The organism is Arthrobacter sp. C152 (assembly GCF_054890965.1).
Window position 1 is genome coordinate 201,841 of sequence record NZ_JBTZSU010000002.1, and the last position, 23,692, is coordinate 225,532.

The 23,692-nt window shown below is 68.7% G+C and carries 20 protein-coding genes; 10 read left to right on the forward strand and 10 right to left on the reverse strand.

Annotated features, from left to right (window positions below; genetic code table 11):
• Both ACYSM9_RS02400 and ACYSM9_RS02405 read right to left on the reverse strand, forming a co-directional pair.
• On the reverse strand, nucleotides 1–1,242 hold the full coding sequence (locus ACYSM9_RS02400) for a CaiB/BaiF CoA transferase family protein (RefSeq protein ID WP_461855396.1): 1,242 nt from the start codon (nucleotides 1,240–1,242) through the stop codon (nucleotides 1–3).
• 63 nt (nucleotides 1,243–1,305) lie between these two features.
• Nucleotides 1,306–2,673, reverse strand: a complete 1,368-nt coding sequence (locus tag ACYSM9_RS02405) for an SLC13 family permease (RefSeq protein ID WP_461855397.1) — start codon at nucleotides 2,671–2,673, stop codon at nucleotides 1,306–1,308.
• 133 nt (nucleotides 2,674–2,806) lie between these two features.
• Here ACYSM9_RS02405 and ACYSM9_RS02410 point away from each other — a divergent pair, with 133 nt between their 5' ends.
• Together ACYSM9_RS02410 and ACYSM9_RS02415 are read left to right on the forward strand one after the other, a co-directional pair.
• A complete protein-coding gene (locus tag ACYSM9_RS02410; protein WP_461855398.1) occupies nucleotides 2,807–3,505 on the forward strand; it encodes a FadR/GntR family transcriptional regulator in 699 nt (232 codons plus the stop codon).
• A 129-nt stretch (nucleotides 3,506–3,634) separates the two neighbouring features.
• On the forward strand, nucleotides 3,635–5,083 hold the full coding sequence (locus ACYSM9_RS02415) for a purine-cytosine permease family protein (RefSeq protein ID WP_461855399.1): 1,449 nt from the start codon (nucleotides 3,635–3,637) through the stop codon (nucleotides 5,081–5,083).
• Between the two features lie 59 nt (nucleotides 5,084–5,142).
• Here ACYSM9_RS02415 and ACYSM9_RS02420 read toward each other — a convergent pair whose 3' ends face one another.
• Together ACYSM9_RS02420 and ACYSM9_RS02425 are read right to left on the reverse strand one after the other, a co-directional pair.
• On the reverse strand, nucleotides 5,143–5,589 hold the full coding sequence (locus ACYSM9_RS02420) for a DUF4190 domain-containing protein (RefSeq protein ID WP_461855400.1): 447 nt from the start codon (nucleotides 5,587–5,589) through the stop codon (nucleotides 5,143–5,145).
• 35 nt (nucleotides 5,590–5,624) lie between these two features.
• The gene (locus ACYSM9_RS02425; RefSeq protein WP_461855401.1) at nucleotides 5,625–6,221 is read right to left on the reverse strand and encodes a LysE/ArgO family amino acid transporter; all 597 of its coding nucleotides are present in this window, start codon (nucleotides 6,219–6,221) and stop codon (nucleotides 5,625–5,627) included.
• Nucleotides 6,222–6,292: 71 nt separating this feature from the next.
• Between ACYSM9_RS02425 and ACYSM9_RS02430 the strand changes: the two genes are divergently transcribed.
• Nucleotides 6,293–7,291: a LysR family transcriptional regulator ArgP gene (locus ACYSM9_RS02430; protein ID WP_461855402.1), complete on the forward strand. Its 999-nt coding sequence runs from the start codon at nucleotides 6,293–6,295 to the stop codon at nucleotides 7,289–7,291.
• On the opposite strand, the gene ACYSM9_RS02435 is transcribed toward ACYSM9_RS02430, so the two are convergent.
• Entirely contained in the window at nucleotides 7,251–8,240 is a 990-nt protein-coding gene (locus ACYSM9_RS02435; protein ID WP_461855403.1) for an NERD domain-containing protein, read from the reverse strand. The two genes, ACYSM9_RS02430 and ACYSM9_RS02435, sit on opposite strands and share 41 nt — an antisense overlap.
• A gap of 240 nt (nucleotides 8,241–8,480) precedes the next feature.
• Here ACYSM9_RS02435 and pgm point away from each other — a divergent pair, with 240 nt between their 5' ends.
• Nucleotides 8,481–10,133, forward strand: coding sequence for a phosphoglucomutase (alpha-D-glucose-1,6-bisphosphate-dependent) (gene pgm, locus ACYSM9_RS02440; protein ID WP_461855404.1), 1,653 nt, complete (start codon nucleotides 8,481–8,483; stop codon nucleotides 10,131–10,133).
• 2 nt (nucleotides 10,134–10,135) lie between these two features.
• Here pgm and ACYSM9_RS02445 read toward each other — a convergent pair whose 3' ends face one another.
• Both ACYSM9_RS02445 and ACYSM9_RS02450 read right to left on the reverse strand, forming a co-directional pair.
• Nucleotides 10,136–10,642, reverse strand: a complete 507-nt coding sequence (locus ACYSM9_RS02445) for a 2'-5' RNA ligase family protein (protein WP_461855405.1) — start codon at nucleotides 10,640–10,642, stop codon at nucleotides 10,136–10,138.
• Between the two features lie 209 nt (nucleotides 10,643–10,851).
• Nucleotides 10,852–11,457 (reverse strand): malonic semialdehyde reductase, encoded by a 606-nt coding sequence (locus ACYSM9_RS02450; RefSeq protein ID WP_461855406.1) that lies wholly within the window; start codon nucleotides 11,455–11,457, stop codon nucleotides 10,852–10,854.
• A gap of 201 nt (nucleotides 11,458–11,658) precedes the next feature.
• On the opposite strand from ACYSM9_RS02450, the gene ACYSM9_RS02455 reads away from it, so the two are divergent.
• Nucleotides 11,659–13,011 carry a uracil-xanthine permease family protein gene (locus ACYSM9_RS02455; protein ID WP_461855407.1) on the forward strand — a complete coding sequence of 451 codons (1,353 nt, stop codon included), beginning with the start codon at nucleotides 11,659–11,661 and terminating at the stop codon, nucleotides 13,009–13,011.
• A gap of 6 nt (nucleotides 13,012–13,017) precedes the next feature.
• On the opposite strand, the gene ACYSM9_RS02460 is transcribed toward ACYSM9_RS02455, so the two are convergent.
• Both ACYSM9_RS02460 and ACYSM9_RS02465 read right to left on the reverse strand, forming a co-directional pair.
• Nucleotides 13,018–13,986: an SGNH/GDSL hydrolase family protein gene (locus ACYSM9_RS02460; protein ID WP_461855408.1), complete on the reverse strand. Its 969-nt coding sequence runs from the start codon at nucleotides 13,984–13,986 to the stop codon at nucleotides 13,018–13,020.
• Nucleotides 13,983–14,867: a GAF domain-containing protein gene (locus ACYSM9_RS02465; protein ID WP_461855409.1), complete on the reverse strand. Its 885-nt coding sequence runs from the start codon at nucleotides 14,865–14,867 to the stop codon at nucleotides 13,983–13,985. Before ACYSM9_RS02465 ends, ACYSM9_RS02460 begins: the two co-directional genes overlap by 4 nt.
• 216 nt (nucleotides 14,868–15,083) lie before the next feature.
• Here ACYSM9_RS02465 and ACYSM9_RS02470 point away from each other — a divergent pair, with 216 nt between their 5' ends.
• The 5 genes from ACYSM9_RS02470 to treS all read left to right on the forward strand — a co-directional run bounded on the left by ACYSM9_RS02470 (nucleotide 15,084) and on the right by treS (nucleotide 22,419).
• Nucleotides 15,084–15,980, forward strand: coding sequence for a LysR family transcriptional regulator (locus ACYSM9_RS02470; protein ID WP_461855410.1), 897 nt, complete (start codon nucleotides 15,084–15,086; stop codon nucleotides 15,978–15,980).
• Between the two features lie 139 nt (nucleotides 15,981–16,119).
• Nucleotides 16,120–17,217 (forward strand): tartrate dehydrogenase, encoded by a 1,098-nt coding sequence (locus tag ACYSM9_RS02475; RefSeq protein WP_461855411.1) that lies wholly within the window; start codon nucleotides 16,120–16,122, stop codon nucleotides 17,215–17,217.
• A gap of 135 nt (nucleotides 17,218–17,352) precedes the next feature.
• Nucleotides 17,353–18,804: a C4-dicarboxylate transporter DctA gene (gene dctA, locus ACYSM9_RS02480; protein ID WP_461855412.1), complete on the forward strand. Its 1,452-nt coding sequence runs from the start codon at nucleotides 17,353–17,355 to the stop codon at nucleotides 18,802–18,804.
• A 1-nt stretch (nucleotide 18,805) separates the two neighbouring features.
• Nucleotides 18,806–19,951 (forward strand): glycerate kinase, encoded by a 1,146-nt coding sequence (locus ACYSM9_RS02485; protein ID WP_461855413.1) that lies wholly within the window; start codon nucleotides 18,806–18,808, stop codon nucleotides 19,949–19,951.
• A gap of 155 nt (nucleotides 19,952–20,106) precedes the next feature.
• Nucleotides 20,107–22,419 carry a maltose alpha-D-glucosyltransferase gene (treS, locus tag ACYSM9_RS02490; RefSeq protein WP_461855414.1) on the forward strand — a complete coding sequence of 771 codons (2,313 nt, stop codon included), beginning with the start codon at nucleotides 20,107–20,109 and terminating at the stop codon, nucleotides 22,417–22,419.
• 39 nt (nucleotides 22,420–22,458) lie between these two features.
• Here treS and ACYSM9_RS02495 read toward each other — a convergent pair whose 3' ends face one another.
• On the reverse strand, nucleotides 22,459–23,676 hold the full coding sequence (locus ACYSM9_RS02495; RefSeq protein ID WP_461855415.1) for an ROK family transcriptional regulator: 1,218 nt from the start codon (nucleotides 23,674–23,676) through the stop codon (nucleotides 22,459–22,461).
• Nucleotides 23,677–23,692 lie beyond the last annotated feature (16 nt).

Genomic DNA, 23,692 nt, shown 5'->3' on the forward strand with positions numbered 1-23,692 from the left:
CTAGTTCGCCCCGGCAGCGGCAGCAGAGGCGCCGGTTGGGGCGCCGGCCGTGGCCAGGCCCAGCCACTCCCGGATCGCCGGCCCGTCCTCGTCCAGCAGCGGCGGCGCGTCGTGGTCGGTCAGCGTAGTTTCCGCCGCGTCCCCCGGGGCGAAGAACCGCAGCGGCGGCCCGGGCAGGCTCACGGTGCCCAGCAACGGGTGCTCAACGTCCACCACGAGGCCCTGGGAGGCCACCTGCTCCCAGGCGTACACCTCGTCCAGTGAGCGGACCTTCCCTGCCGGGATCCCGGCGTCGTTCAGTTTTTCCAGCAGTTCGGCAGCGCCGTAGGCGGCAAAGGCGCGTTCGACGGCGGCAATCACCGCTGCGCGGTTGCGCACCCTTTCTGCGTTGCTGGCAAAGCCCGGGGCGGCCGGGTCCAGGCCGAACGCCGCGGCGAACGAGGTCCACAGCTTCTCGCTGCCCACGCTGATCTGGACGCTGCCGTCCTTGCAGGAGAACAGGCCGTAGGGCGCGATGGAGGGGTGGTGGTTGCCCTGCGCCCGGGGAACTTCCCCTGCCACGGTGGCCCGGGTGCCCTGGAAGGCGTGGACGCCGATCAGCGAGGCCAGCAGCGAGGTGCGCACCACCTTTCCCTGCCCGGTCCGGTTCCGCTCCACCAGGGCGGCCAGGACGCCGAACGCACCGTTCATGCCGGAGAGCAGGTCCGCGATGGGCACCCCGACGCGCTGGGGGTCGTCCGGCCCGGATCCGGTGAGCGACATCAGGCCGGCTTCGCCCTGGAGGATCTGGTCGTAGCCGCTGCGCCGGGACTCGGGCCCGTCGTGGCCAAAGCCTGTGATGGACAGGACCACCAGCCGCGGGTTGAGCTCGTGTATGGCGGCGGTGGAGAAGCCCAGCCGGTCCATGACCCCGGGGCGGAAATTCTCGATCACCACGTCGGCCCGTTCCAGCAGCCCGCGCAGCACCACCTGCCCGTCGCCGCTCTTCAGGTCCAGGCTGATGGACTCCTTGTTGCGGTTGCAGGACATGAAGTAGGTGGACTGCAGGTCGTCCTCCGGCCCTACGAAGGGCGGTCCCCAGCCGCGGGTGTCATCCCCCGTTCCGGGGCTCTCCACCTTGATGACCCTGGCGCCGAGGTCCGCCAGCATCATGCCGGCGTGCGGACCCGCCAGGGCGCGGCTGAGGTCGACGACGGTGTGCCCGGCCAGGGGGCCTGTTCGGGAAGTTTCGGCTGTGCTCATGGGCTGGGTTTCCTTTCTCAAAGACGGGCGGCGCTCAACGCCGGGTGCGGGGACCTGGGCGGCCTAGAGCCAGCCGGGAACCACCAGGGCCAGCCAGGCCAGGACGGGTCCGGCCACGATGACGATGCCGCTGTAGCCCAGGATCTGTTTGTAGAACCTGTCCTTGTCCACGCCCTCGGGAGCGTTCGCCAGCACCAGGGCGCCGTTGGTGGAGAAGGGTGAAACGTCCACGATCGTGGCCGACACGGCGAGGGCGCAGATGACGCCGACGGCGCCGATCTCCCCCGTGGAGAGGAACGGCACGGCCAGCGGGATGAGCGCGGCCAGGATGGCGGTGGAGGAGGCGAAGGCGGACACCACGGCGCCGATGAAGCAGATGATCAGGGCGGCCAGGAGGGGCATGCCCATGCCGGCCACGCCACTGGAGACAAACTTGATGGTGCCGGCTTCCTCGAGCACTCCGACGAACGTCAGCATGCCGCAGATGAGCAGCACGGTGGACCAGCTGATCTTGTTGATGGCGCCCTTCTGCGCCGCGGGCGAGACGAGGGCCAGCACGATGGCGATGGTGATGGAGACGAAGCCGACGTCCATCTTGAATCCAAGGGCGACGACGGCGAGCACCACCAGGCCGGCGATGGTGACCAGCTGCGGGATCCGTTCCTTGCGCTCCTTGGTGGCGGCAACGCCGTCGCCTGCCGGGTCGCGGGGACCGTACATGCCGGAGCCGAAGCCCTTGAAGGCGACGTCCCCGCCGGCCTTGGCCCCGACGCTGACGGCCATCCGCGCCTCGGCCGCCTGCTCCACGAACTGGCCCACCTTGGAGGAGAGGAGGTTTTTGCCGCCCAGGACCACGAAGAGCACCACCGCGATGACGAGGTTGAAGATGAGGCTCGAGAGGAACAGCGCGGTGGGGCTGAAGGCGAGGTCGGTCTTGGCGAGGATGCCGTTGACGGTGACGCCGTATACGGCGATCGGTGAGAAGCCGCCGGCCTGGGCACCGTGGATCACCATCATGCCCATGAGCAGCGGGCTGATCTTGTACTTGCCGGCGAAGCTCAGCGCGATCGGGGCAATGATGGCGACGGCGGCGGGAGACAGTGCGCCCACGGCGGTGATCACCGCCGTGATGGCGAACATGACCCAGGGGATGAGGGCCACGCGGCTGCCCACCAGCCTGACCGCGCCGCGGACCAGCAGGTCGATGGTGCCGTTGTTCTGGGCGATCGCGAAGAGGTAGGTGACGCCGACGATCGTGAGGAAAAGCCCGCCCGGGAAGTTGGCCAGGATTTCGTTGGTGGACATGCCCAGCACCACGGCGCCGAGCAGGAACGCACCCACGAAGGCGAGCGCGCCCATATTGAGGGGCAGGACGGTGGCGAGCAGGAACATCGCCGCGAGGATGATGATCGATAAGACAGGAGCGGACATCGTTGGTCCTCCATTGGAGAAAGAAAGAATGTGACGTGAGTTACTGGCTCACTGGACTAGCCTCTTAGACAGTGAGTCTATCTGTCAATAGTGGGCCGGGGTATTCTTGTCATGGTCAACCTCAGGAGGAACTGTGGAGAAGGCAGCACGGGCAGGCTTGGAACGGGTTACGCGGCCGCGGCTCTACGAACAGCTGGTGGAGCAGATCCTTGCCTACATCGAGTCGGCGCAGCTCCGGCCCGGAGACCTGCTGCCGGCCGAGCGCGACCTCGCCGAGCGGCTGGGCGTTTCCCGCGCCACCCTGGCCCAGGCCCTGGTCGCCCTGGAGGTGCTGGGCGTCATCGATGTGCAGCACGGCACGGGCGCGGTCCTGGCCCGGCGTCCCAGCGTCGCCTCTGTGATCAAGGGGCTGCGCGAGCACCGGAGCAGGCTGCCGGAAATCGTTGAAGCCCGCAGCACCCTCGAGGGAAAACTCGCCGCCCTGGCAGCTGAACGCCGCACCGACGAAGACCTCGCCGCGATAGAGAACGCCCTGGACGTCATGGCCCGGGAAATCAACGACGGCGACCGCGGCACCCACGGCGATGAGCTCTTCCACCAGGCCATCACCGCCGCCGCCCATTCCTCCGTGCTGGCGCAGCTGATGGCCTTCATCGCCGAAATGATCCTGGAAACCCGGATGGAGTCCCTCGGCCAGCCCGGCAGGCCGGAACAATCGCTGGCCTCCCACAAGAGGATCGCCGACGCCATCCGTTCACAGGACCCGGACGCCGCCGCCAAGGCCATGCTGGCGCATATAGAACTCGTCTCGGATGTGGAACTGCTCCGCTAGCACGAGCCGGCCCACGGGGACACGCCGGGGTGTCTGGTTTCCCGGACACTGCGGCCCGCCGGGCGGTGTTGCCGGGACGCTTATTCGGATGTGATGGACCCTACGTTTTCATCACCGAGGAGTGTGGCCATGGCCGGAGGCAGTACCGCCGTAGAGGCACGATCGATCGACATGATTCCCCCGGGCGAACGCCACGGACATCCGCGAGGGCAGTTCACCCTGTGGTTTGGCGCCAACGCGCAGATCACCGCCATCGTGGACGGGGCCCTGGCCGTGGTGTTCGGCGCCGACGCCTTCTGGGCCATCGTCGGCCTGCTCGTGGGCAACGTCCTGGGCGGGGCCGTGATGGCGCTCCACTCCGCCCAGGGCCCCAGGCTGGGGCTGCCACAGATGATTTCCAGCCGGGCGCAGTTCGGCGTTTACGGGGCGGTGGTTCCGCTGGCGCTGGTCATCCTCATGTACGTCGGGTTCGCCTCCACGGGCACCGTGCTGTCGGGGCAGGCCATCAACCTCATGCTCGGGGTGGACGCGCCCGCCGTCGGGATCCTGGTCTTCGGTGCCGCCACAGCCCTGCTGGCCATCCTGGGCTACCGGTACATCCACGCCCTGGGGCGCATCGCCACCGTGCTGGGCCTGGCCGGTTTCCTGTACCTGACGGTCGCAGTGGCCACCAGGTTCGACGTCTCCCAGATCATGATGGTCAAGGGCTTCGAGTGGCCCACGTTCCTGACCGCCGTCGCGCTTGGCGCCGGGTGGCAGCTGACCTTCGGCCCGTACGTGGCTGATTACTCCCGCTACCTCCCGGCCGACACCTCGGAACGGAAGACCTTCTGGTACACCTTCGCCGGTTCGGTGGGCGGGGCGCAGTGGGCCATGACCCTGGGCGCGTTGGCGGGCGGCCTGTCCGCGGCGAAGCTGGGCGGCGACTTCCTGAAGAACCAGGTGGGCTACATGGGCGACCTCGCCGGCGGCGGGCTGATAGCCATCTTCATCTACCTGATGATCGTCACGGGCAAGCTGACGGTGAACTGCCTGAACGCCTATGGCGCCTTCATGTGCGGCGTGACCATCGGCACGGCGGTCAACCGTCGGGACTCCGTGTCCAGGGCCGCGCGCATCGCCTTCATCATCGCGGTCATTGCAGCCAGCGTGCTGATCGCCCTCTTCGCCAGCAAGGACTTCCTGAACCTGTTCAAGAACTTCGTCCTCCTGCTGCTCATGGTGTTCACGCCCTGGTCGGTGATCAACCTCGTGGACTACTACAAGATTTCACGGGACAGGCTGGACATCCCCGCGCTCTACAACCCGGACGGCCGCTACGGCCGCTGGAACGTGGCCGCCCTGGTCTCCTACGGGATCGGCGTCGTCATCCAGGTTCCGTTCCTGGCGCAGGCGCTGTACACCGGCCCCGTCACGAAGCTGTTGGGGGGCGCGGACATCTCCTGGCTGGTGGGGATCGTGGTGACCCTGGCCGTCTACTATCCGTGGGCGAAGGCCACCAACCGCGCCCCCGCGGAATCCATCTACCCGCAGTCCCAGCCCGGCGCCGCGGCACCGGCGCAGGTACGGGCGGGATAACGGACGACGGCGGCCCCCGGCCAGGTGCCCGGGTGGCCGCCCAGGAGGCGAAAGGATGGCTAGAAGGTGCCGCTGGTACCGCCGGACGTGGCCAGCGCCAGCCCGATGATGGCCAGCAGCCACAGGGCACCCCAGCCCAGCAGGCACAGGTACCCCAGCACCAGGCCGGCGATGGACATGCCTTTTCCGGAGGGCTCGCGGCGGAGGGCCAGGTGCCCGGTGACGATCGCGGCGGCCTGCGGAAGCATCAGCCACCCCATGATGACGGAGGCGATGCCGCACACCATGCTGGCGATGCTCAGGGTCTTGGGACCGGCCGGCCGCCCGTCATAGGACGGCTGGCCGTAGGGGGAACCCTGGCCGGAGGGCGAACCCTGCCCGTACGCGGCCGGCGGCTGGTAGGCGGGCCACGGCGAACCCTGCTGCCCGTAGCCGGGCCCCTGGTGTCCGGCGTACTGGTGTCCGGGGTACTGGTGGTCGGGATACTGGGACGGCTGGTTGCTCATGGCTTTCTCCCCTGCGGCTCAGGTTCCAGCGTACGTCAGTGCAGGAGCAGCCGGACCGCCAGGACGATCATAAGCACGCCGATGCCCGCGTCGATCCAGCGCCAGGTGCGCGGGCTCCGGAGGACTCCGGCGAGCGCGCGCGCCCCGTACCCAAGGACGGAAAACCAGAGGACACTGCCGGTGACCGCCCCGCCGGCGAAAATCCAGCGCAGGCCCGGTCCCTGCTGGTTGGCAAGACTGCCCAGCAGCACCACGGTGTCCAGGTAGACGTGTGGGTTGAGGAGCGTCAGGGCCGCCGTGGTGGCCACCACCGAGTGCTTTGACCGGGGTGCCTGTTCGGCGAGCACGGAAGGTTTTAGCGCCGCCCGGAACGAGCGCACCGCGAACCACACCAGGTAGGCCGCCCCGGCCCAGCGCAGCACTTCGAGGGCTTCCGGAAAGCGCGTGACCAGCGCCCCGATCCCGGCCGTGCCGCCAATGATCAGCAGGGCATCGCCGGCCATGCAGACAGCCACCACCGAACCGACGTGCTCCCGCCGGATTCCCTGGCGGAGTACGAATGCGTTCTGGGCGCCGATGGCAACGATCAGCGCCAGTCCGGTCAGCAGCCCGGTAATCCATGCAGTCACCATGCCTTCGACGGTAGGTAGCCACCGCATCCTGAGGCAAATAACGGATTCTGCTGCATCATTAGAATTGCTTCATGAACCTGGAGCATTTGAAGGCCCTCACCGCTGTGGTCGATGAAGGCACGTTCGAGGCCGCTGCGGACCTGCTGAGGATCACGCCTTCCGCGGTGAGCCAGCGGATCAAGGCGCTGGAAGCCTCCGTGGGGCAGGTGCTGGTCCGCCGCCGCCTGCCGTGCACGGCCACCGACGCCGGCTCCCTGCTGCTGCGGATGGCCCGGCAGGTGCAGGTGCTCGAGGCTGAAACAGCGGCGGCGCTGGGAGCGGCCTCCCCGGCACGCACCCACCTGCCGCTGGCCATCAACGCCGATTCCCTGGCCACCTGGTTCGTCCCCGTCCTGCACGAGGCAGCGGGCTGGGCGGACGCCGCCCTTGACCTCCACGTGGAAGACCAGGGCTACAGCAGCCAGCTGCTGCGCGAGGGGGCCGTGATGGGGGCTGTGACGTCCGATCCGGTCCCGGTCAGCGGATGCCGCATCGAGCTGCTGGGCTTCATGAGGTACCTGCCGGTGGCCCCCGCGGAACTCCTCCGGCGCTACTCGGGCTCCGGCGCCATCGACTGGGCGGGCATGCCTGTCCTGAAGTTCAACGCCAAGGACAACCTGCAGCGGCAGTTGCTCGATGCCAAGGGCGTGGGCCAGCCTCCCCCCACGCACACGGTGCCTTCCTCGGAGGGGTTCCTCGCCGCGGTCACGGCGGGGCTGGGCTGGGGTATGCTCCCCGAGCTCCAGCTGGCGGGAAAGCTGGCGGACCCCGCAGATGGCCCCGGCGCAGGTGACGGCCTGGTGGTGCTTGAAGAGGGTGCCCATGAGGACGTCCCCCTGTACTGGCAGGCGTGGGCGCTGGATTCGGAACGGCTCAACCGGGTTTCCTCGGCGGTCCGCAGCGCTGCCAGGGAGCAGCTCCGGCAGTCCGCAGGCCGCGCCGGTGGCCCTGCCGCGGCAGGACGTGGGCGCGGACCTGCCGGGCCGGCAGCTACCGGCCGAGGTAGGGCAGGATATACACGGCAAAAATGACGAACGCGGCCAGCAGCGCAAGCCGGCCCCCGCTGGTGCCGCCGTGCTGGTGCGCCTTCAGGCCCCGCGCCCGTCCTGAGCCTGCCGGGGTTGCGGCTCCTGCCGCTGACGTTTTCGGCAACGCCCGTCCGGCCGGGTGCCGGGCCACGCTGCCGCTGCGGCTTCTGTCCCGCTCCGCGGCATTGGGGGCATGCGGCCGTGACGCCTTCGGGCGGGATGCGTCCGGCCCCGGAGCCTGTGGGCGGGAGACGTCCGGGCCCGGCACGTCGGGGCCGGAGTCCGTGCGGGGCCCGCGGGGCGGCAGGGCACCGGCCGGCCGGACGACGGTTCCCGGGCGCATGTTCCGCAGGGCCGTAATGCCGGGTTCCTGTTCATGGGTGAGCTGCTGGCCCAAGTGCTCGTAAAGCCCCACCACAGCCTGCTGGTCCAGCACGGAAGGCAAGGCTTCGATGGCTCCCACAAGGCGCTGGGAACCGGCCACGGCAACGTCGGAACTGGTGATGCCGAAGAGATCGGGCTGTGCGGCCATGCAGATCAGCGGCCGCACCAGGCGCCGGTGCGGCGGGTTCAGCACCGAGGCCACGGCCGCGCACTGGGCCAGCGCACCTTCAACCGCCTGGGTCCGCGCATAGCGGCCCTGCCACAACACGCCGGACGCCACCCGGACCTCGCCGGTCCAGTTCTTCGCTGCCACCACGACGACGCCGCCCGGGCCCACCAGGACGTGGTCCAGGCTGGCTTTGGGGCGGCCCGGCCAATGGACGTCGTGCAGGACGTACCAGCCGCGCGGGACCAGCTCGCTGAGTTTGTCGGCCACCACGCGCCCGTCCACGGCTCCTGCATCCCACGCCTTCGTGGACCGCTCGGCCTGGTCCAGCTGCCGCTTGAGCCTGGCAACCCTCTCGGCCGCCAGCCTGGACTGCTCCGCTGCCCCGTCTCCTGCCCCCATCGGACGTCCCCGCTTCCCTGCCGGACAGGACGGCGGCGGCAGGCCGCCGTCGTCCGTTGCTTTCGTGGTCTTCCCGGATTTTCTTGAAAGTATGCAGTGCGCCAGGCGGCGGGTATATAAGTACTTTCCGGGCCCTGTACTCAGGTGGACTACTTGGTTGGCGATCGTCATGGCGTGTCACAGGGTCCGGATTCTGGGCGCGCCGTTTTGACTCCTGCCAGGTTCTGGCATGCTGTAGCCATGGCTAGCCGCGCGGGTACAGTTGCCCAACCCCAGGACCTTGTTGACATCACTGCGCTCCTTGACGCGTACTACGACATCTCACCGGACCTGGCCGACCCAGGCCAGCGCGTGGTGTTCGGCACCTCCGGACACCGGGGCTCCAGCCTCAAGGCGTCCTTCAACGAAAAGCACATCGTCGCCATCACCCAGGCGATCGTGGAGTACCGGGCGGCGCAGGGCGTCACCGGCCCGCTGTTCCTGGCCAAGGACACCCATGCCCTGAGCGAGCCGGCGCAGAACTCGGCCCTGGAAGTGCTGGCCGCCAACGGCGTCCAGGTCCTCGTCGACGCCCGCCACGGCTACACTCCCACCCCGGCCCTGAGCCACGCCATCCTCACCTACAACCGCAAGGCCGCGCCGGGCGCCCCGCAGGCGGACGGCATCGTGGTCACGCCCAGCCACAACCCGCCGGCCGACGGCGGCTTCAAGTACAACCCCCCGCACGGCGGCCCCGCTGACTCCGACGCCACGGGCTGGATCGCCAACCGCGCCAACGAACTGCTGGAGAACGGGCTTCGCGGCGTCAAGCGGATCCCGCTGGCGGACGCCCAGGCCGCTGACACCACCGGCAAGTTCGACTTCCTGAGCAGCTACGTGGACGACCTTCCCGCCGTCCTGGACCTGGACGCCATCCGCAACGCCGGGGTAAGGATCGGCGCCGACCCCATGGGCGGGGCCTCCGTGGACTACTGGGGCGAGATCGCAGAGCGGCACCACCTCAACCTCACCGTGGTGAACCCCGTGGTGGACCCGCAGTGGGCGTTCATGACCCTGGACTGGGACGAGAAGATCCGGATGGACTGCTCGTCGCCGTCCGCCATGGCGTCGCTGATCCAGCGGATGTCCGACGGCGGGTCATCCTTTGACGTGGCCACCGGCAACGACGCGGACGCGGACCGCCACGGCATCGTCACCCCCGACGGCGGCCTGATGAACCCGAACCACTACCTCGCCGTCGCCATCGACTACCTGTACCGGAACCGCAGCGGCTGGAACCCCAACTCCGTGGTGGGCAAGACCCTGGTGTCCTCCTCGATCATCGACCGCGTGGCCGAAAGCCTGGGGCGCAAGCTCGTGGAAGTTCCCGTGGGCTTCAAATGGTTTGTTCCCGGCCTGCTCTCCGGCGAGGGCGCGTTCGGCGGCGAGGAATCCGCGGGCGCCTCCTTCAACAAGCGGGACGGCAGCGTCTGGACCACGGACAAGGACGGCATCCTGCTGGCCCTGCTGGCCTCCGAGATCACCGCGGTCACGGGCAAGTCCCCCTCGCAGCTGTACAAGGGCCTGACGGACCAGTTCGGCGCCCCCGTCTACGCCCGGATCGACGCCGCCGCCACGCGTGAGCAGAAGGCGAAGCTGGGCAAGCTCTCCGCCGCCGACGTCACCGCCACCGAACTGGCAGGCGAGGCGATCACCGCCAAGCTCACCGAGGCGCCCGGCAACGGCGCGGCCATCGGCGGTCTGAAGGTGGTCACGGAGAACGCCTGGTTCGCCGCCCGCCCCTCCGGCACCGAGGACGTGTACAAGATCTACGCCGAGTCCTTCAAGGGCGAGGAGCACCTGAAGCAGGTCCAGGCCGAGGCCAAGGCGCTCGTGGACAGCGTCATCGCCTAGCCTCAGCCTTCGAGGCTCCACAGCCGCAGGACGCGGCGGATGGTGTGGTCGCCGTCGGGAGCCATGTCCACCAGGGCGATGCGGTCAAGCACGACGGCGTCGCCCTGGTGGAGGCGCTTCACGCCGGCTTCGGGGGCCACATGGTGGGAGACGTGGGGCCGGTAGCCCGAGAGCGTGTGGCGCGGGGTCAGGATCCTGCCGCCGGCGTCCAGGGCCGCCTGCACCAGCTGTTCGTGGAGTGTCTGCAGGGCCGGGTGCGGGTCGACGAGGCTGACGGGCACGGAACCGTTCCGGCCGAAGCCTGCATCCTCCCCCACCCTCAGGCCGGCGCCGAGCGCCGCTTTGGCGGGCGCCTCCGCCAGCCCCGCGAGTGTTCCGGCGGGGTCCGCACCTGCCGGGGCGCCGGCGTCGAACCTCACCAGGGTGATGTGCAGCGGCCAGTCCGTGCGCGGGAACACCTGGCCCTCAGCCACCGGCTCGACGAACGCCACGAAAATCAGGTTCCGCATCGGCATAGCCACAGTCTCCCACCGCGCGCGCCGGACGCCCCATCACTCCCTGCCCTAAAAGCCCAAACGCGCGCTCACCTTTGGCAGAGAAACAGCAAACGCCCGCTCACCTTTGGTAGAGAAACAGCAAACGCCCGCTCACTGGAGTGAGCGGGCGTTTGCTGGAAGGACGTCAAAAGTGAGCGGGCGTCCGGTTTTTGAAGGAACTGCTAGACGGTGCGGACGGCGTCGTCGTAGGAGAACTTGGGCTTGGCCTCGCCCCAGGCGTCCTCACCGGGCTGGCCGATGTTGACCACCAGGAAGCTCTTCTGGTCGCCGGCCGGGAAGAACGCGGCGTCGATGGCACCGAAGTCCGCGCCGGTCATGGGGCCGGCGGCGAAACCGAGCGAGCGGACGGCCAGGATGAAGTAGCCGGCCTGCAGGTGCGCGTTGTTGTTGCCGGTGGCCGTGGCGAGCGCGGGATCGGCGTCGTACATGGCCTTGGGGGCGTTGTAGCCGGGGAGGAAGCTGTCCCACTTGCCGGCCCAGTCGGTGTCGTAGCTGAGGATTGCCACCAGCGGGGCGGAAGCCGTCTTGGCCCGGTTGCCCTTGGACAGGGCATCCACCAGGGTGGCGCGGGCCTCGTCCGAACGGACGTAGGTGACGCGCAGCGGCTGGGAGTTGAAGGCGGTGGGGCCGAACTTGGTGAGTTCGTAGATGGCCTGGGCCTGCTCCTCGGTCACCTCGCCGGTGAAGGAGTTGGCGGTGCGGGCCTGGGCGAAGATGGCGTCAACGGCTGCCGAATCGATAACCGCTTCTTCGTGGGCAATGGTCATTCGCGTACCTTTCGCTGCGGCTCCCCGCTGCCGGGTGGCCTGTCGTTGCTTTCCATAGTTGCAACTTCAACCGCCCGGCGCCTCTTCCCGTGACGGCAGGTGACGTTCGCCACAGCGGACCGTGGCGGAAGGCTGGGGAGTATTCTTGGAGCCAGTTGATCTTCGCCCCCTCGCGGCACCCCCTGAAAGGCATTCCTTCCCATGAGCATGCTCGGAATCAAATGGAAGCTGCACGGCACCGGCAAAACCATCAGGCCCGGCCACGTCGTGGCGCCGGACGAGCGGCTGGCCTGGCCGCTGACCATCGGCGTGGGCATGCAGCACGTGGTGGCGATGTTCGGCGCCACGTTCCTGGTTCCCATCATCACCGGCATGCCACCGGCCACCACGCTGTTCTTCTCGGGCATCGGCACCCTGCTGTTCCTGGTGATCACCAAGGGCCGGATCCCCAGCTACCTGGGCTCCAGCTTCGCGTTCATCGCCCCCATCATGGCCTCCCAGCAGCAGTTCGGGATCCCGGGAGCGCTCGGCGGGGTGGTGCTCGCCGGCGCCGTCCTGGCGCTGGTGGGCGCGGTGGTGCAGAAGTTCGGCGCCGAGTGGATCAACCGGCTCATGCCGCCGATCGTCACCGGCGCCATCGTGGCGCTGATCGGCTTGAACCTTGCCCCCGCGGCCAGGCAGAACTTCGACGCCGCGCCCGTCACCGCCGTCATCACCCTGGCCACCATCATCCTGGTCAGTGTCCTGTTCCGCGGGATCCTGGGCCGGCTCAGCATCCTGGCGGGCGTGGTGGTGGGGTACCTCGTGGCCATGCTCCGCGGCGAGGTGAAGTACGACAAGATGGACGCCGCCGCCTGGGTGGGCCTGCCGCACTTCCAGACCCCCGAATTCCATATCGGCGTGCTGGGCCTCTTCGTGCCCGTGGTCCTGGTGCTGGTGGCCGAGAACATCGGCCACGTGAAATCGGTGGCGGCCATGACGGGCCAGAACCTCGACGGCGTCTCCGGGCGCGCGCTGATGGCAGACGGCGCGGCCACGGTGCTGGCCGGGTTCGGCGGCGGCTCCGGCACCACCACGTACGCCGAGAACATCGGCGTCATGGCAGCTACCAAGGTCTATTCGACGGCGGCCTACTGGGTGGCCGGCATCTTCGCCATCCTGCTGAGCTTCTCGCCCAAATTCGGTGAGCTGATCGCCACCGTCCCGCCGGGCGTGCTGGGCGGCGCGGCGACCATGCTGTACGGGATGATCGGCGTCCTGGGCGTGAAGATCTGGGTGCAGAACAAGGTGAACTTCTCCAACCCGGTGAACCTGACCACCGCCGCCGTTGCCCTGGTGATCGGCATTGCCGACTACACCTGGACCGCCGGCGACCTCAAGTTCAACGGCATCGCCCTGGGGTCCGCCGCGGCCCTGGTGATCTACCACGGCATGCGGGCCATCGCGAAGGCGCGCGGAAGCGTGGCCGAGCCGGAGACCGAGCAGTCGGGGCTGCCACCGGCTGTTAAGGCCGCGATGAACGCCGCCGCCAAGCGGGCTCCGAAGAAGCGCTGACCCCGCTCAGGCCACCTCGCCCATCACCACGCCCTGCGCGGCCCCCTGCACTACTCCCTGAGCCGTGCCGGGCGCGGGTGCGCCGGGTTCCAGTGTGCCGGCCCTTCCGGGCGCCTGGCCCACGGCCGGGTGCCCGGCCGGGAAGGGGCCCGGCAGGCCCAACCCAAACACGGGACCGGGCTGTGGCCGCTTGGCCGCCAGCGACGCCGCCGCGGGATGCGGACGCAGCTGCTTCAGCACCCACGGCACGAAGTATTGCCGCACCCACACCAGGTCTTCGGCGCGGGCCTGCTTCCAGCCGTGCGCAGGAAGCGGCCGGGGCTGCAGCGGTTCGAGCGTGTGCGGCACGCCAAGGGCATTGAGCGTGGCCACCGCCACGGCGTGGTGGCCCAGCGGGGACAGGTGCAGCCGGTCCGGGTCCCACATCAGCGCGTGCTGCAGTTCCGGCAGGCACCACAGGTCCACCATGATGGCGTGGTGGCGTGCCCCGATCGTATGCAGGTGCTCGTTGTAGATCGCCACGCGTCCGCGGACGGTGCTGAAGACCGGCGTGTTGCCCCAGTCCGGGCCCGCGAAAAGGAGCACGGTGGCCCCCGTGGCTGCCAGGGTGCCGATGGCCTGGTCGAGCTTTCCGGCGAGCCTGTCGGGGTCGCCGTGCTTGAAGATGATGTCGTTGCCGCCCGCCGCGATGGCAACCAGGTCCGGCTTCAGGGCCAGCGCGGCGGCCAGCTGCCCGTCCAGGATCTGCCGCAGCAGCAGTCCGCGGATGGCCAGGTTGGCGTACGCGAAATCCGCCTGCCCGGCGGTCAGTTCCTCCGCCACCCGGTCGGCCCAGCCACGAAGGCCGCCAAGGCTCCGTGGCTCGGGGTCGCCCACCCCCTCGGTGTACGAGTCGCCCAAGGCAACGAAACGGTGCCAGGGGTGCCTGTCCGCGGGGCCGGCACCGGCCTGCACGTCCTGCTCTTCGATGGTCATGCCGTCCTCCCTTCCGCGGCGCGCGGGGGTTCTGCCTCCGCCGCACCGCCCTTGCGGGGCGACGTTCCTGTTGGAAGGTCCCGCCCCGCCGCCGACGGCCGCGGAAGTTCCGTGACGCCGTCGTACGTTTCCTGCCCCGGCCCCGAAGCCTGCGCGCCGCCAGGGCCCAACCCGCCCGGGGCGACGACGTTCAATGCTGCGTCCCGGAGGTCAATCTCGTGATGCACAGCCTGGGTCTGGAGGAAGCGCAGCGCGCCCTCCCGGGTCAGGCCGTATTCATTCATGAGGCTGCGCACGGCCAGATCCACCAGGACCAGCGAACTTTGCACGACGGCGAGTCCCGCCGTGGTTTCCGCGCGTTCGGCCACTCGGACCACGACGCGCAGGGCCCGGGCCATCTGCCGGGCATAGTTCTGGATGGACACCAGGTCATCGCTGGTAAAGGCGTGCGGCTCCGGCGCGTAGAACGTGATGGCGGCGCTGGTGGCGCCTTCGGTGAGAACGGGCACCGACAGCAGGGACTGCACGCCATGGCCGGCGGCCACACTGGCGTACCCCGGCCAGCGGCGGTCGCGGCTGAGGTCCGAGACCACCACGAACTCCCCGGTGCGCATCGCTTCCATCAGCGGGCCGTCCGCGAACGAGCACTGCTCCCGGTCGGCGTCCCGCGCCTGTTCCGTGCTGGCCGCGAGCGTGCGCGCCTTTCCAAGCCGGAAGAGGGTGGCGGCCCAGCCGATGCCCCGGCGGTCACCCTTGATGTCCCTCATGAAGTCATGCGCGACTTCCCAGAGGTAGGTTTCGACATCCTTGCTGTCGTAAACCGGCTCCGGTGGAACTGGAAGCGGTCCCCAGCCAACCTGCCCCGAAGGTTCAGCGGCCATGTTCCAGCCTTGGTGAAAAGCGCTTCGGCCCACTGCAAAACCTCCTTATAAGAATACGTCCGGACAGCGGGCGAAGATGGATAAATCCAGCATTTAGGGGGATGGGGGGATTCGCCGAACCGGCCTGGCCTGTATAGGCTTCAGGCGCAGCGCAACCGCGTTCTTCCACGTGCTGCCCCCGTGGCACGACGGGGCAGGCCGGAGCAGGAGCACCGTTTGGACACCCGGAAACTGAAATACTTCCTGGCCGTCGTTGACCACGGCGGATTCAACCGTGCGGCAGAGCATCTGCTGATCGCCCAGCCGTCACTGTCGCAGACGATTGCCGGGCTGGAAAAGGAACTGGGCGTGCCGCTGTTCCACCGCATCGGCCGCCGGGCTGTCCTCAGCGACGCCGGCAAGGAGCTGGTGGGTCCGGCCCGGCTGGTGATGCGCGACCTGGACGCGGCGCAATCCGCGGTGCAGGCGCTGCGCGGAATCCGCAGCGGCCGGCTGGACATCATCACCATGCCGTCCCCCGGCATTGAGCCCCTGACGTCGATGATCGCCGCTTTCACCCGGTCCTACCCGTCCGTCAGGCTGAACGTCGAGGCAGCCTTCACACCGGAGGAGGTTATCGAATCCGTGCGCAGCGGAAGCACCGAGATCGGGCTGGCCGGTTCCCCAACCCCAATCCGCGTGCCCGGAGTGGAAGTGCTGCAGCTGGAGCGCCAGCCGCTGATCCTGATCGTCAACCCGCAGGCGGACACGTTCGGACCCGGGGACGCCATCGGGCGCGGGGACCTGGCCGGGCACCGGCTCATCGCGAGCCAGCGTGGCTCCTTGATGCGATCGCTGGTGGACGACGCCCTCGCCCACGGAGTCAAGGCCGAGATCGTGGTGGAGGCAGCACACCGCACCTCGATCCTTCCGCTCGTGCTCGCCGGTGTGGGGCACGCCGTCATGCCGTCCTCGTGGGCCCCGCTGGCCCATGAATCCGGGCTGCGGACCCTGCTGCTCGAACCGGTATCCCACCTGGAAGTGGCCATCCTGAGCCGCAAGGACGATCTCACCCCTGCCGCCCGCGCGTTCCTCCAGGTCGCCAGAGACCACGCGGATGTGCCAACCGACTGATAGGCGCAGCCTATTTGCCGGATCGAATCTTGGTCTTGGACGCGCAGGCAGCCCCGCCCGTCTACTTGAAGAGGAAGAAAACAGTGTGACCCGGGCGACATCCCCGCACGCTGCCCATACTCAACGAGGAGGTAGGCACTTGAGCGCCACCCAGACATTCAGCATCGCTTCGATCCCCGCCGACGGCGTCGGGAAGGAAGTCGTTGCAGCAGGCCGCCGCGTCCTGGACGCCCTGGCCCAAAACTCGGACGGCAGATTCGCCTTCGACTGGACCGAGTTCCCCTGGGGCTGCGAGTACTACGCCCGGACCGGCCAGATGATGGACCCCAAGGGCCTGGACGCCCTGAAGGACTTCGATGCCATCTACTTCGGCGCCGTCGGCTGGGAAAACGTCCCGGACCACATCAGCCTGTGGGGCCTGCGCCTGAACATCACCCAGAACTTCGACCAGTGGGCCAACATCCGCCCCGTGAAGTTCCTCCCCGGCGTCCAGTCCCCGCTGCGCAAGGCCGACCACACCGAGCTGGACTGGGTGGTGGTCCGCGAAAACAGCGAAGGTGAGTACGCGGGCCTGGGCGGACGCAACCTCAGCGGCCGCGGCCCCGGCAACGAGGTAGCCCTGCAGACGGCGCTGTTCACCGAGAAGGGCTGCGAACGCATCATCCGCTTCGCGTTCGACCTGGCCCGGACCCGCACCGTCAAGAAGGTCTCCTCCGTCACCAAGTCCAACGCCCAGCAGTACGGCATGGTCCTGTGGGACGAAGTCTTCAACCGCGTGGCCCTGGACTACCCGGACGTGCAGACCGAAAGCGTCCTGGTGGACGCCATGAGTGCCAAGTTCATCCTCAAGCCCGAGGACCTGTCCGTGGTGGTGGCCTCCAACCTGAACGCCGACATCCTCTCCGACCTCGGCTCCGCCCTGGCCGGCAGCCTCGGCCTCGCCGCCAGCGCCAACCTGAACCCGGAGCGCCGCTTCCCGTCCATGTTCGAACCGGTCCACGGCTCCGCGCCGGACATCGCCGGCCAGGGCATCAGCAACCCGATCGGCGCGATCGCCAGCGCGGCCCTGATGCTGGACCACTTCGGCCTGCACGGGGAAGCCCGCCGCGTCGAAGCAGCCATCGAAGCGGCCACCGGTTCCGGGCACCTGACCCGTGACGTCGGCGGCGACGCCGCCACCGAGGACGTCACCGACGCCATCATCAACGCCCTGACGCTCGCTCCGGCATCCGTCTAAAACAAGCACTACCCGAAGGCGCTGCCAACCGGTGCCGAAGCAAAGCACGGGGCGGGCGGTGAAGCAGTACCGCCGTCCGCCCCGCACCATTCTTTCTTCAGAACATCCCCCACATTCCACAATGAGGTAGGAATCATGGATCACCACAGCACCGCCGCAGCTGCAACAGCGGCGCCGAAAACCCGCTGGTACCGCCAGCTTTACTTCTGGGTCCTCACGGCCATCGTCATCGGCATCCTGGTCGGCTGGCTCGCCCCCGCCACCGGCATCGCCATGGAACCCATCGGGACCACCTTCGTCAACGCGATGAAGATGCTCATCGGCCCCATCGTCTTCCTCACCATCGTGGGCGGCATCGCCAGCGTCGCCGACCTGAAGAAAGTCGGGATGACCGGGCTGAAGGCGCTCACCTATTTCCAGATCGGCACCATCTGCGCCTTGGCCTTCGGGCTGGTGGCCATCAACATCTTCCGCCTCGGCGACGGCGTCAACGCCGACCCCGGCAACATCAAGACCTCCGACTCCGCTGCCAAGCTGATCGACGCCGGCCAGCACCAGGAGTGGTGGCAGTTCATCACCCACATCATCCCCAACAGCATCGCCGGGCCCTTCGTCGACGGTGACATCCTCCAGATCATCTTCATCGCGGTGGTCTTCGGCATCGCGCTGAACGCCATCGGCACGGTGGGCGCTCCGGTCCTTGACGGTGTTCAACGGCTCACCGGGGTCATGTTCAAGATCCTCAGCTTCATCATGAAAGCCGCACCCCTGGGCGCGTTCGGCGCCATGGCCTACGCCGTGGGCAAGTACGGCGTCTCGTCCCTGACCAGCATGGGCGGGCTCATCGCCCTGTTCTACGTCACGTCCATCCTGTTCGTCGTAGTGGTCCTCGGCTCGGTCATGGCGTTCCTGAAGCTGAACATCTTCACCATGATCCGGCACCTCAAGGAGGAATACATGCTCATCCTGGGCACCTCCACCGCCGAACCGGCGCTGCCCGGCCTGATGCGCAAGCTCGAGCACGCCGGCGTCAAGAAGGAAACCGTCGGCCTCGTGGTCCCCACCGGGTACAGCTTCAACCTCGACGGCGCCGCCATCTACCTGTCCCTGGCAGCCCTCTACATCGCCCAGGCCACCAACACCAACCTGACCATCGGCCAGCAGCTGGGCCTGCTCGCGGTCATGCTGCTCACCTCCAAGGGCGCGGCCGGCGTGGCGGGCGGCGGCTTCATCGCCCTCACCGCCACCCTGGCCACCATCGGCACCATCCCCGCGGCAGGCATCATGCTCATCTTCGGCATCGACAAGTTCATGTCCGAGTGCCGCGCCCTGGTCAACTTCACCGGCAACGCCGTCGCCACCTTGTTCATCGCCTGGTGGGACCGCACCCTCGACGCAGACCGCGTCCGCCGCGTCTTCGCCGGCGAAACCGTGGAGCCGCTGCCCGCCCCGGCAACAGGGGCGTCCGGGCACGCCGGGGATTCCGACGACGATCTCCACCAGGTGCCCGGCCGCGCCAACGGCGGGCACGGCGTCGACCATTCCCTCCCTGCCGACCGCCGCCCCGCCTACTCCGAGACCGTCTGACATGCCAGCCACCACCGCCCCGAAAACCGTACGGGCCCTCATCGCCCCCGATAAGTTCAAAGGCAGCCTCACCGCCCGCGAAGTTGCCGACGCACTGGCCGCCGGGCTCCGCTCAGCCACCGGCCCTGCTACCGTGCACTGCGACCTCCTTCCGCTGGCGGACGGAGGCGACGGCAGCGTGGACGCCGCCGTCGCCTCCGGCTTCGGCCGCCGCAGCTGCACCGTCAGCGGCCCCACCGGGCAGCCCGTCCAGGCCGACATTGCCTTCGACGGCACCACAGCCGTGGTCGAGGTGGCGAACACGTGCGGCCTGGCCCTCCTGCCGTCCGGAGGGCTCCAGCCGCTCGAGTCCTCCAGCCGCGGCTTCGGCGAAGCCATCCTGTTCGCCCTCAGCCTCAACCCCGCCCGCATTGTGCTGGCGCTCGGTGGGAGTGCCTGCACGGACGGCGGCATGGGGATGCTCACCGCCCTCGGCTTCAGCTTCCACAACGCCGAAGGCGGCTGGCTGCGCGGCAGCGGGCGGGCCCTGACGCACATCCGTTCCGTCCACCGCACAACCGTCCCGGGGCTGGAGGACACGGAACTCATCGTCGCCAGCGATGTCCGCAATCCGCTGCACGGCCCCACCGGCGCACCGGCCGTCTTCGGCCCCCAGAAGGGCGCCTCCCGGGACGACGTCGCACTTCTGGACGAGGGCCTGCGGCACTTCGCCGCCACCCTGGCAGAGGCAGGCACCGCCCCCGTTGGGCTGGCCCACCGCGAGGGCGCGGGAAGCGCCGGGGGCATCGGTTACGCGTGCCTCCTGCTCGGGGCAACACAGGTGTCAGGGGCCGACTACTTCCTGGACCTGCTGGACTTCGACTCCCGTACGGACACCTGCGACCTCGTCGTCACCGGGGAAGGCAGCATCGACGAACAAACCCTGTCCGGCAAACTCCCCGCCGCGGTGGCCCGCCGCTCCGGCACCCGGCCGGTCATCGCCGTCGCGGGCCGCTCGCTCCTGCCGCGCGGGCGGTGGTCCGAAATGGCACTGTCCGGGGTTTACACCCTGGCTGATTACACCGACCGGGACTCCTCCCGGGACCCCGCGCTCTCGGCGGCGCTCCTGCGGCAGATCGGCAGGGAGATCGGCGAAAGCTTCTTGTAGCCGCGCCCCGCATGCTTGCTTCCGCCACGGGCCCGGGCAGTAGCATCGGGAGAGGGAACGCCGAATAGTCCCTGTCCACATGGGTACGTTTTGCCTGGACAGGGGTTTGGAAGCATCCACGCCAGCACGGAAACGAGCAAGGGAAAGAGGAGCTTATGCGGGAACCTGATACCAGCGAGCGCATTTCTGAATCGGATGCCGCCGCGGGTAATGCGGAAGTGGAGCAGAACGCGGCCGAGCCGGCAGCGGAGCTGGATGCCACCTTCGATGAGCAGTTCTTCGCAGCCCGCCCGAAGGCCCTGAGGCCCATCGCGCGCCGGCGGCAGTTCGTCGGCGACCGGCCGTCCTTCGAATTCGACGGACGGAACGCGGCGTACGTGGAATGGCTGCGCAACCAGGCCATGCTGGGGGACGCCAATACGCTGGCGCGGCAGCTGTCCGGGCAGGCCAGCATGTGGCAAAACTCCTATGCCCACCCGAACCCGCGGGCCGCCGTCGAACGAGCCTCCGTATGGTTCACCGCCTACCCGCTGTCCTTCATCACCCGCACCGGCCAGTCGTTCCTCTCGGCCCTGGGCGACCCCGCGATGTGGAAGGCCTTCCGCGAAATCGGCATCCGCGGAATCCACACCGGCCCCGTGAAGCTTGCCGGCGGCATCAGCGGCTGGTCCCACACCCCCAGCGTGGACGGCCACTTCGACCGCATCAGCATGGCCATCGACCCCGTGTTCGGCACCGAGGACGAGTTCCGCCGGATGTGCGAGGTGGCCGCGGAACACGATGGCACGGTGATCGACGACATCGTCCCCGGTCACACCGGCAAGGGCGCAGACTTTCGCCTGGCCGAAATGAATTTCCGGGACTACCCCGGCATCTACCACATGGTGGACATCCCGGAAGAGGACTGGAACCTGCTTCCGGACGTCCCGGAGGGCGCCGACTCGGTCAACCTCAGCCCCGACTCAGAGCAGGCGCTGCAGAAGGCCGGCTACATCATCGGCCGGCTGCAGCGGGTCATCTTCTATGAACCCGGAGTGAAGGAAACCAACTGGAGCGCCACCCGGCCCATCGTGGATACCACGGGCAAGACCCGGCGCTGGGTCTACCTCCACTACTTCAAGGCCGGCCAGCCCTCCATCAACTGGCTGGATCCCACCTTCGCCGGGATGCGCCTGGTGGTGGGCGACGCCCTGCACTCCCTGGTGGACCTGGGCACCGGTGCGCTCCGGCTGGACGCGAACGGGTTCCTGGGGGTGGAAAAGAGCGCCGAGGAACAGCCCGGCTGGTCCGAGGGGCACCCGTTGTCCGAGGCCGCCAACCAGCTCATCGGCTCCATGATCCGCAAGGTGGGCGGGTTCTCCTTCCAGGAACTGAACCTCACCATCGACGACATCAAGGCAACCTCCGAATCCGGGCCTGACCTCTCCTACGACTTCATCACCCGGCCGGCGTACCACTACTCCCTGGTCACCGCCGACACCGAATTCCTGCGGCTGACGCTTCGCCTGTCCATGGAGATCGGGGTGGACCAGGCCTCGCTGGTCCACGCCCTGCAGAACCACGACGAACTCACCTATGAGCTCCTCCACTTCGCCGCCGGGCACCGGGATGAGATATTCGAGCTCAACGGCGAGGAACTCACCGGCGGGGAGCTCGCCGAACAGGTCCAGCAGACCCTGCGCGACAGGCTGACCGGCGAAAACGGGCCGTACAACGCCGTGTTCACCACCAACGGCATCGCCTGCACCACGGTCAGCTTCATCATGGCCGCGCTGGGGATCAAGGATCCTGCCGCTGTATCCCCCGAGCAGGAAGCCCGGATCCGGGACGTCCACCTGCTGCTGGCGATGTACAACGCCCTGCAGCCCGGCGTCTTCGCGCTGTCCGGCTGGGACCTGACGGGCATCATGGCCCTGGACCGCAGCAGCGTCCGGGAACTGACGGCGCAGGGCGACACCCGGTGGATCAACCGCGGCGCCCACGACCTGATGGGAACCAGCCCGGACGCCACCACGTCCTCGGCGGGCATGCCCCGCGCGCGGAGCCTCTACGGACCGTTGCCGGAGCAGCTGCAGGACCCCAACTCCTTTGCCCGGCGGCTGCAGCGGATCCTCGCCGTCCGCGAGGAGAACGGCATCGCCACCGGCACGCTGCTCGATGTTCCGGAGGTTTCCAACCGGGGTGCGCTGGTGCTGGTCAACCGGCTGAAGGACGGGGCCCTGCAGGTTACGGCGCTGAACTTCTCCGGGCAGGACATCGCCGGCAGCATCCAGTCCAACGAGCTGCCCTCCGGCACCAACGTCCGGGACCTGTTCAGCGGCGAAGCCGTGGGGCAGGTGGACGACCTGCACAGCTTCTTCCTCGAACTGCCCGCCTACGGCGGCACCGCGCTGCTGCTGACCGAGGCGCCCGCACCGGACGCCGAAGCCCAGGAGCCCCGAAGCCTGGGAGCGCCAAAGCCAGCCTAAGGGCGCGGAACCTGGCGCCCGGGCGGAAAGGCCCGGGTGTCAGCCCGCCATGGCGCCGGCGAGCGTGGCTTCGATGACGGCCGGGGACAGGACGTGCTGGGTCACCAGCTGGCTCGCCCCCAGGACCGCCGCCTGGCTGCCCGCCCGGGAGACGCTGATGCGCAGGTGCGAGGTGGCCAGCGGCGGGGAGCGCCGGTACACCACCTCGCGGATGCCGGCCACCAGGTGCTCGCCGGTCTCGCCCATGCTGCCGCCCACCACAATGACGGACGGGTTGAGCAGGTTCACCACGGTGGCGAGCACCTCACCAATATCCCGGCCCGCCTGGCGCAGCGCCTGGATGGCCTGCAGGTTTCCGTCGGCGGCCAGCCGGAGCACGTCGGCGCCCCTGGACACGTCCAGCCCCTGGCCATGCAGGAAACGGGCGACGGCGGGCCCGGACGCCAGCGCCTCCAGGCACCCGTAGTTTCCGCAGGCACACAGGACATCACCGCCCCGCGCCACCTGGACGTGCCCCAGGTCGCCGGCCGTGCCGTTGGCACCGCGCTGCAGTTTGCCGCTGCTGATGATGCCGGAGCCGATGCCGGTGGCCACCTTCACGAAGAAGAAGTTGCCGTGCTCGGGCCAGTGCGCTGTCTGCTCCCCCAGCGCCATGATGTTGACGTCGTTGTCCACCAGGACATGGACCGGCAGCGACCGCTGGACGTAGCTGACGACGTCGAACCCGTCCCAGCCGGGCATGATCGGGGGCTTCACTGGCTTGCCGGTGCCGTGCTCCACGGGGCCGGGCAGCCCGATGCCGATTCCGGCGAGTTCGGCAACGCTGCGCCCCGCGGACGCCAGCAGCTCCTTGCCCTGCGCCACCACCTGGTCCAGGACCGCTTCCGGGCCGTCGGCCACCTGCTGGGCCAGCCGGTGCTCCGCCAGGATCTTCCCGCCGAGGTCGGTGACCGCCACGATCACGTGCGTCGCCCCCACGTCCACCGCCAGCACCAGGCGGGCGGACGGGTTGAAGGCAAAGCGCGACGGCGGCCTGCCGCCGCTGGAGAGCGCCTCGCCGGCGGGGCCCACCAGGCCCGAGGACATCAGCGCGTCGATCCGGGAGGCGACGGTGGAGCGCGCCAGGCCCGTGCTCAGGGCCAGCTCGGCACGGGTGCGGGCCTTGCCGTCGCGCAGGAGCTGGAAGAGGTCCCCGGCACGCGACAGGCTGCCGACGTCGGAGTCTTTTCCGGCCTGCTTACCTGTCCCTTGAGTCATGTCTAAGTCATAACAT

Bases quoted from the DNA above. Each gene is read 5' to 3' on its own strand.
- ACYSM9_RS02400 (WP_461855396.1), bottom strand. From the start codon at position 1,242: ATGAGCACAGCCGAAACTTCCCGAACAGGCCCCCTGGCCGGGCACACC.
- ACYSM9_RS02405 (WP_461855397.1), bottom strand. From the start codon at position 2,673: ATGTCCGCTCCTGTCTTATCGATCATCATCCTCGCGGCGATGTTCCTG.
- ACYSM9_RS02415 (WP_461855399.1), top strand. From the start codon at position 3,635: ATGGCCGGAGGCAGTACCGCCGTAGAGGCACGATCGATCGACATGATT.
- ACYSM9_RS02420 (WP_461855400.1), bottom strand. From the start codon at position 5,589: ATGAGCAACCAGCCGTCCCAGTATCCCGACCACCAGTACCCCGGACAC.
- ACYSM9_RS02425 (WP_461855401.1), bottom strand. From the start codon at position 6,221: ATGGTGACTGCATGGATTACCGGGCTGCTGACCGGACTGGCGCTGATC.
- ACYSM9_RS02430 (WP_461855402.1), top strand. From the start codon at position 6,293: ATGAACCTGGAGCATTTGAAGGCCCTCACCGCTGTGGTCGATGAAGGC.
- ACYSM9_RS02435 (WP_461855403.1), bottom strand. From the start codon at position 8,240: ATGGGGGCAGGAGACGGGGCAGCGGAGCAGTCCAGGCTGGCGGCCGAG.
- pgm (WP_461855404.1), top strand. From the start codon at position 8,481: ATGGCTAGCCGCGCGGGTACAGTTGCCCAACCCCAGGACCTTGTTGAC.
- ACYSM9_RS02445 (WP_461855405.1), bottom strand. From the start codon at position 10,642: ATGCGGAACCTGATTTTCGTGGCGTTCGTCGAGCCGGTGGCTGAGGGC.
- ACYSM9_RS02450 (WP_461855406.1), bottom strand. From the start codon at position 11,457: ATGACCATTGCCCACGAAGAAGCGGTTATCGATTCGGCAGCCGTTGAC.
- ACYSM9_RS02455 (WP_461855407.1), top strand. From the start codon at position 11,659: ATGAGCATGCTCGGAATCAAATGGAAGCTGCACGGCACCGGCAAAACC.
- ACYSM9_RS02460 (WP_461855408.1), bottom strand. From the start codon at position 13,986: ATGACCATCGAAGAGCAGGACGTGCAGGCCGGTGCCGGCCCCGCGGAC.
- ACYSM9_RS02465 (WP_461855409.1), bottom strand. From the start codon at position 14,867: ATGGCCGCTGAACCTTCGGGGCAGGTTGGCTGGGGACCGCTTCCAGTT.
- dctA (WP_461855412.1), top strand. From the start codon at position 17,353: ATGGATCACCACAGCACCGCCGCAGCTGCAACAGCGGCGCCGAAAACC.
- ACYSM9_RS02485 (WP_461855413.1), top strand. From the start codon at position 18,806: ATGCCAGCCACCACCGCCCCGAAAACCGTACGGGCCCTCATCGCCCCC.
- treS (WP_461855414.1), top strand. From the start codon at position 20,107: ATGCGGGAACCTGATACCAGCGAGCGCATTTCTGAATCGGATGCCGCC.
- ACYSM9_RS02495 (WP_461855415.1), bottom strand. From the start codon at position 23,676: ATGACTCAAGGGACAGGTAAGCAGGCCGGAAAAGACTCCGACGTCGGC.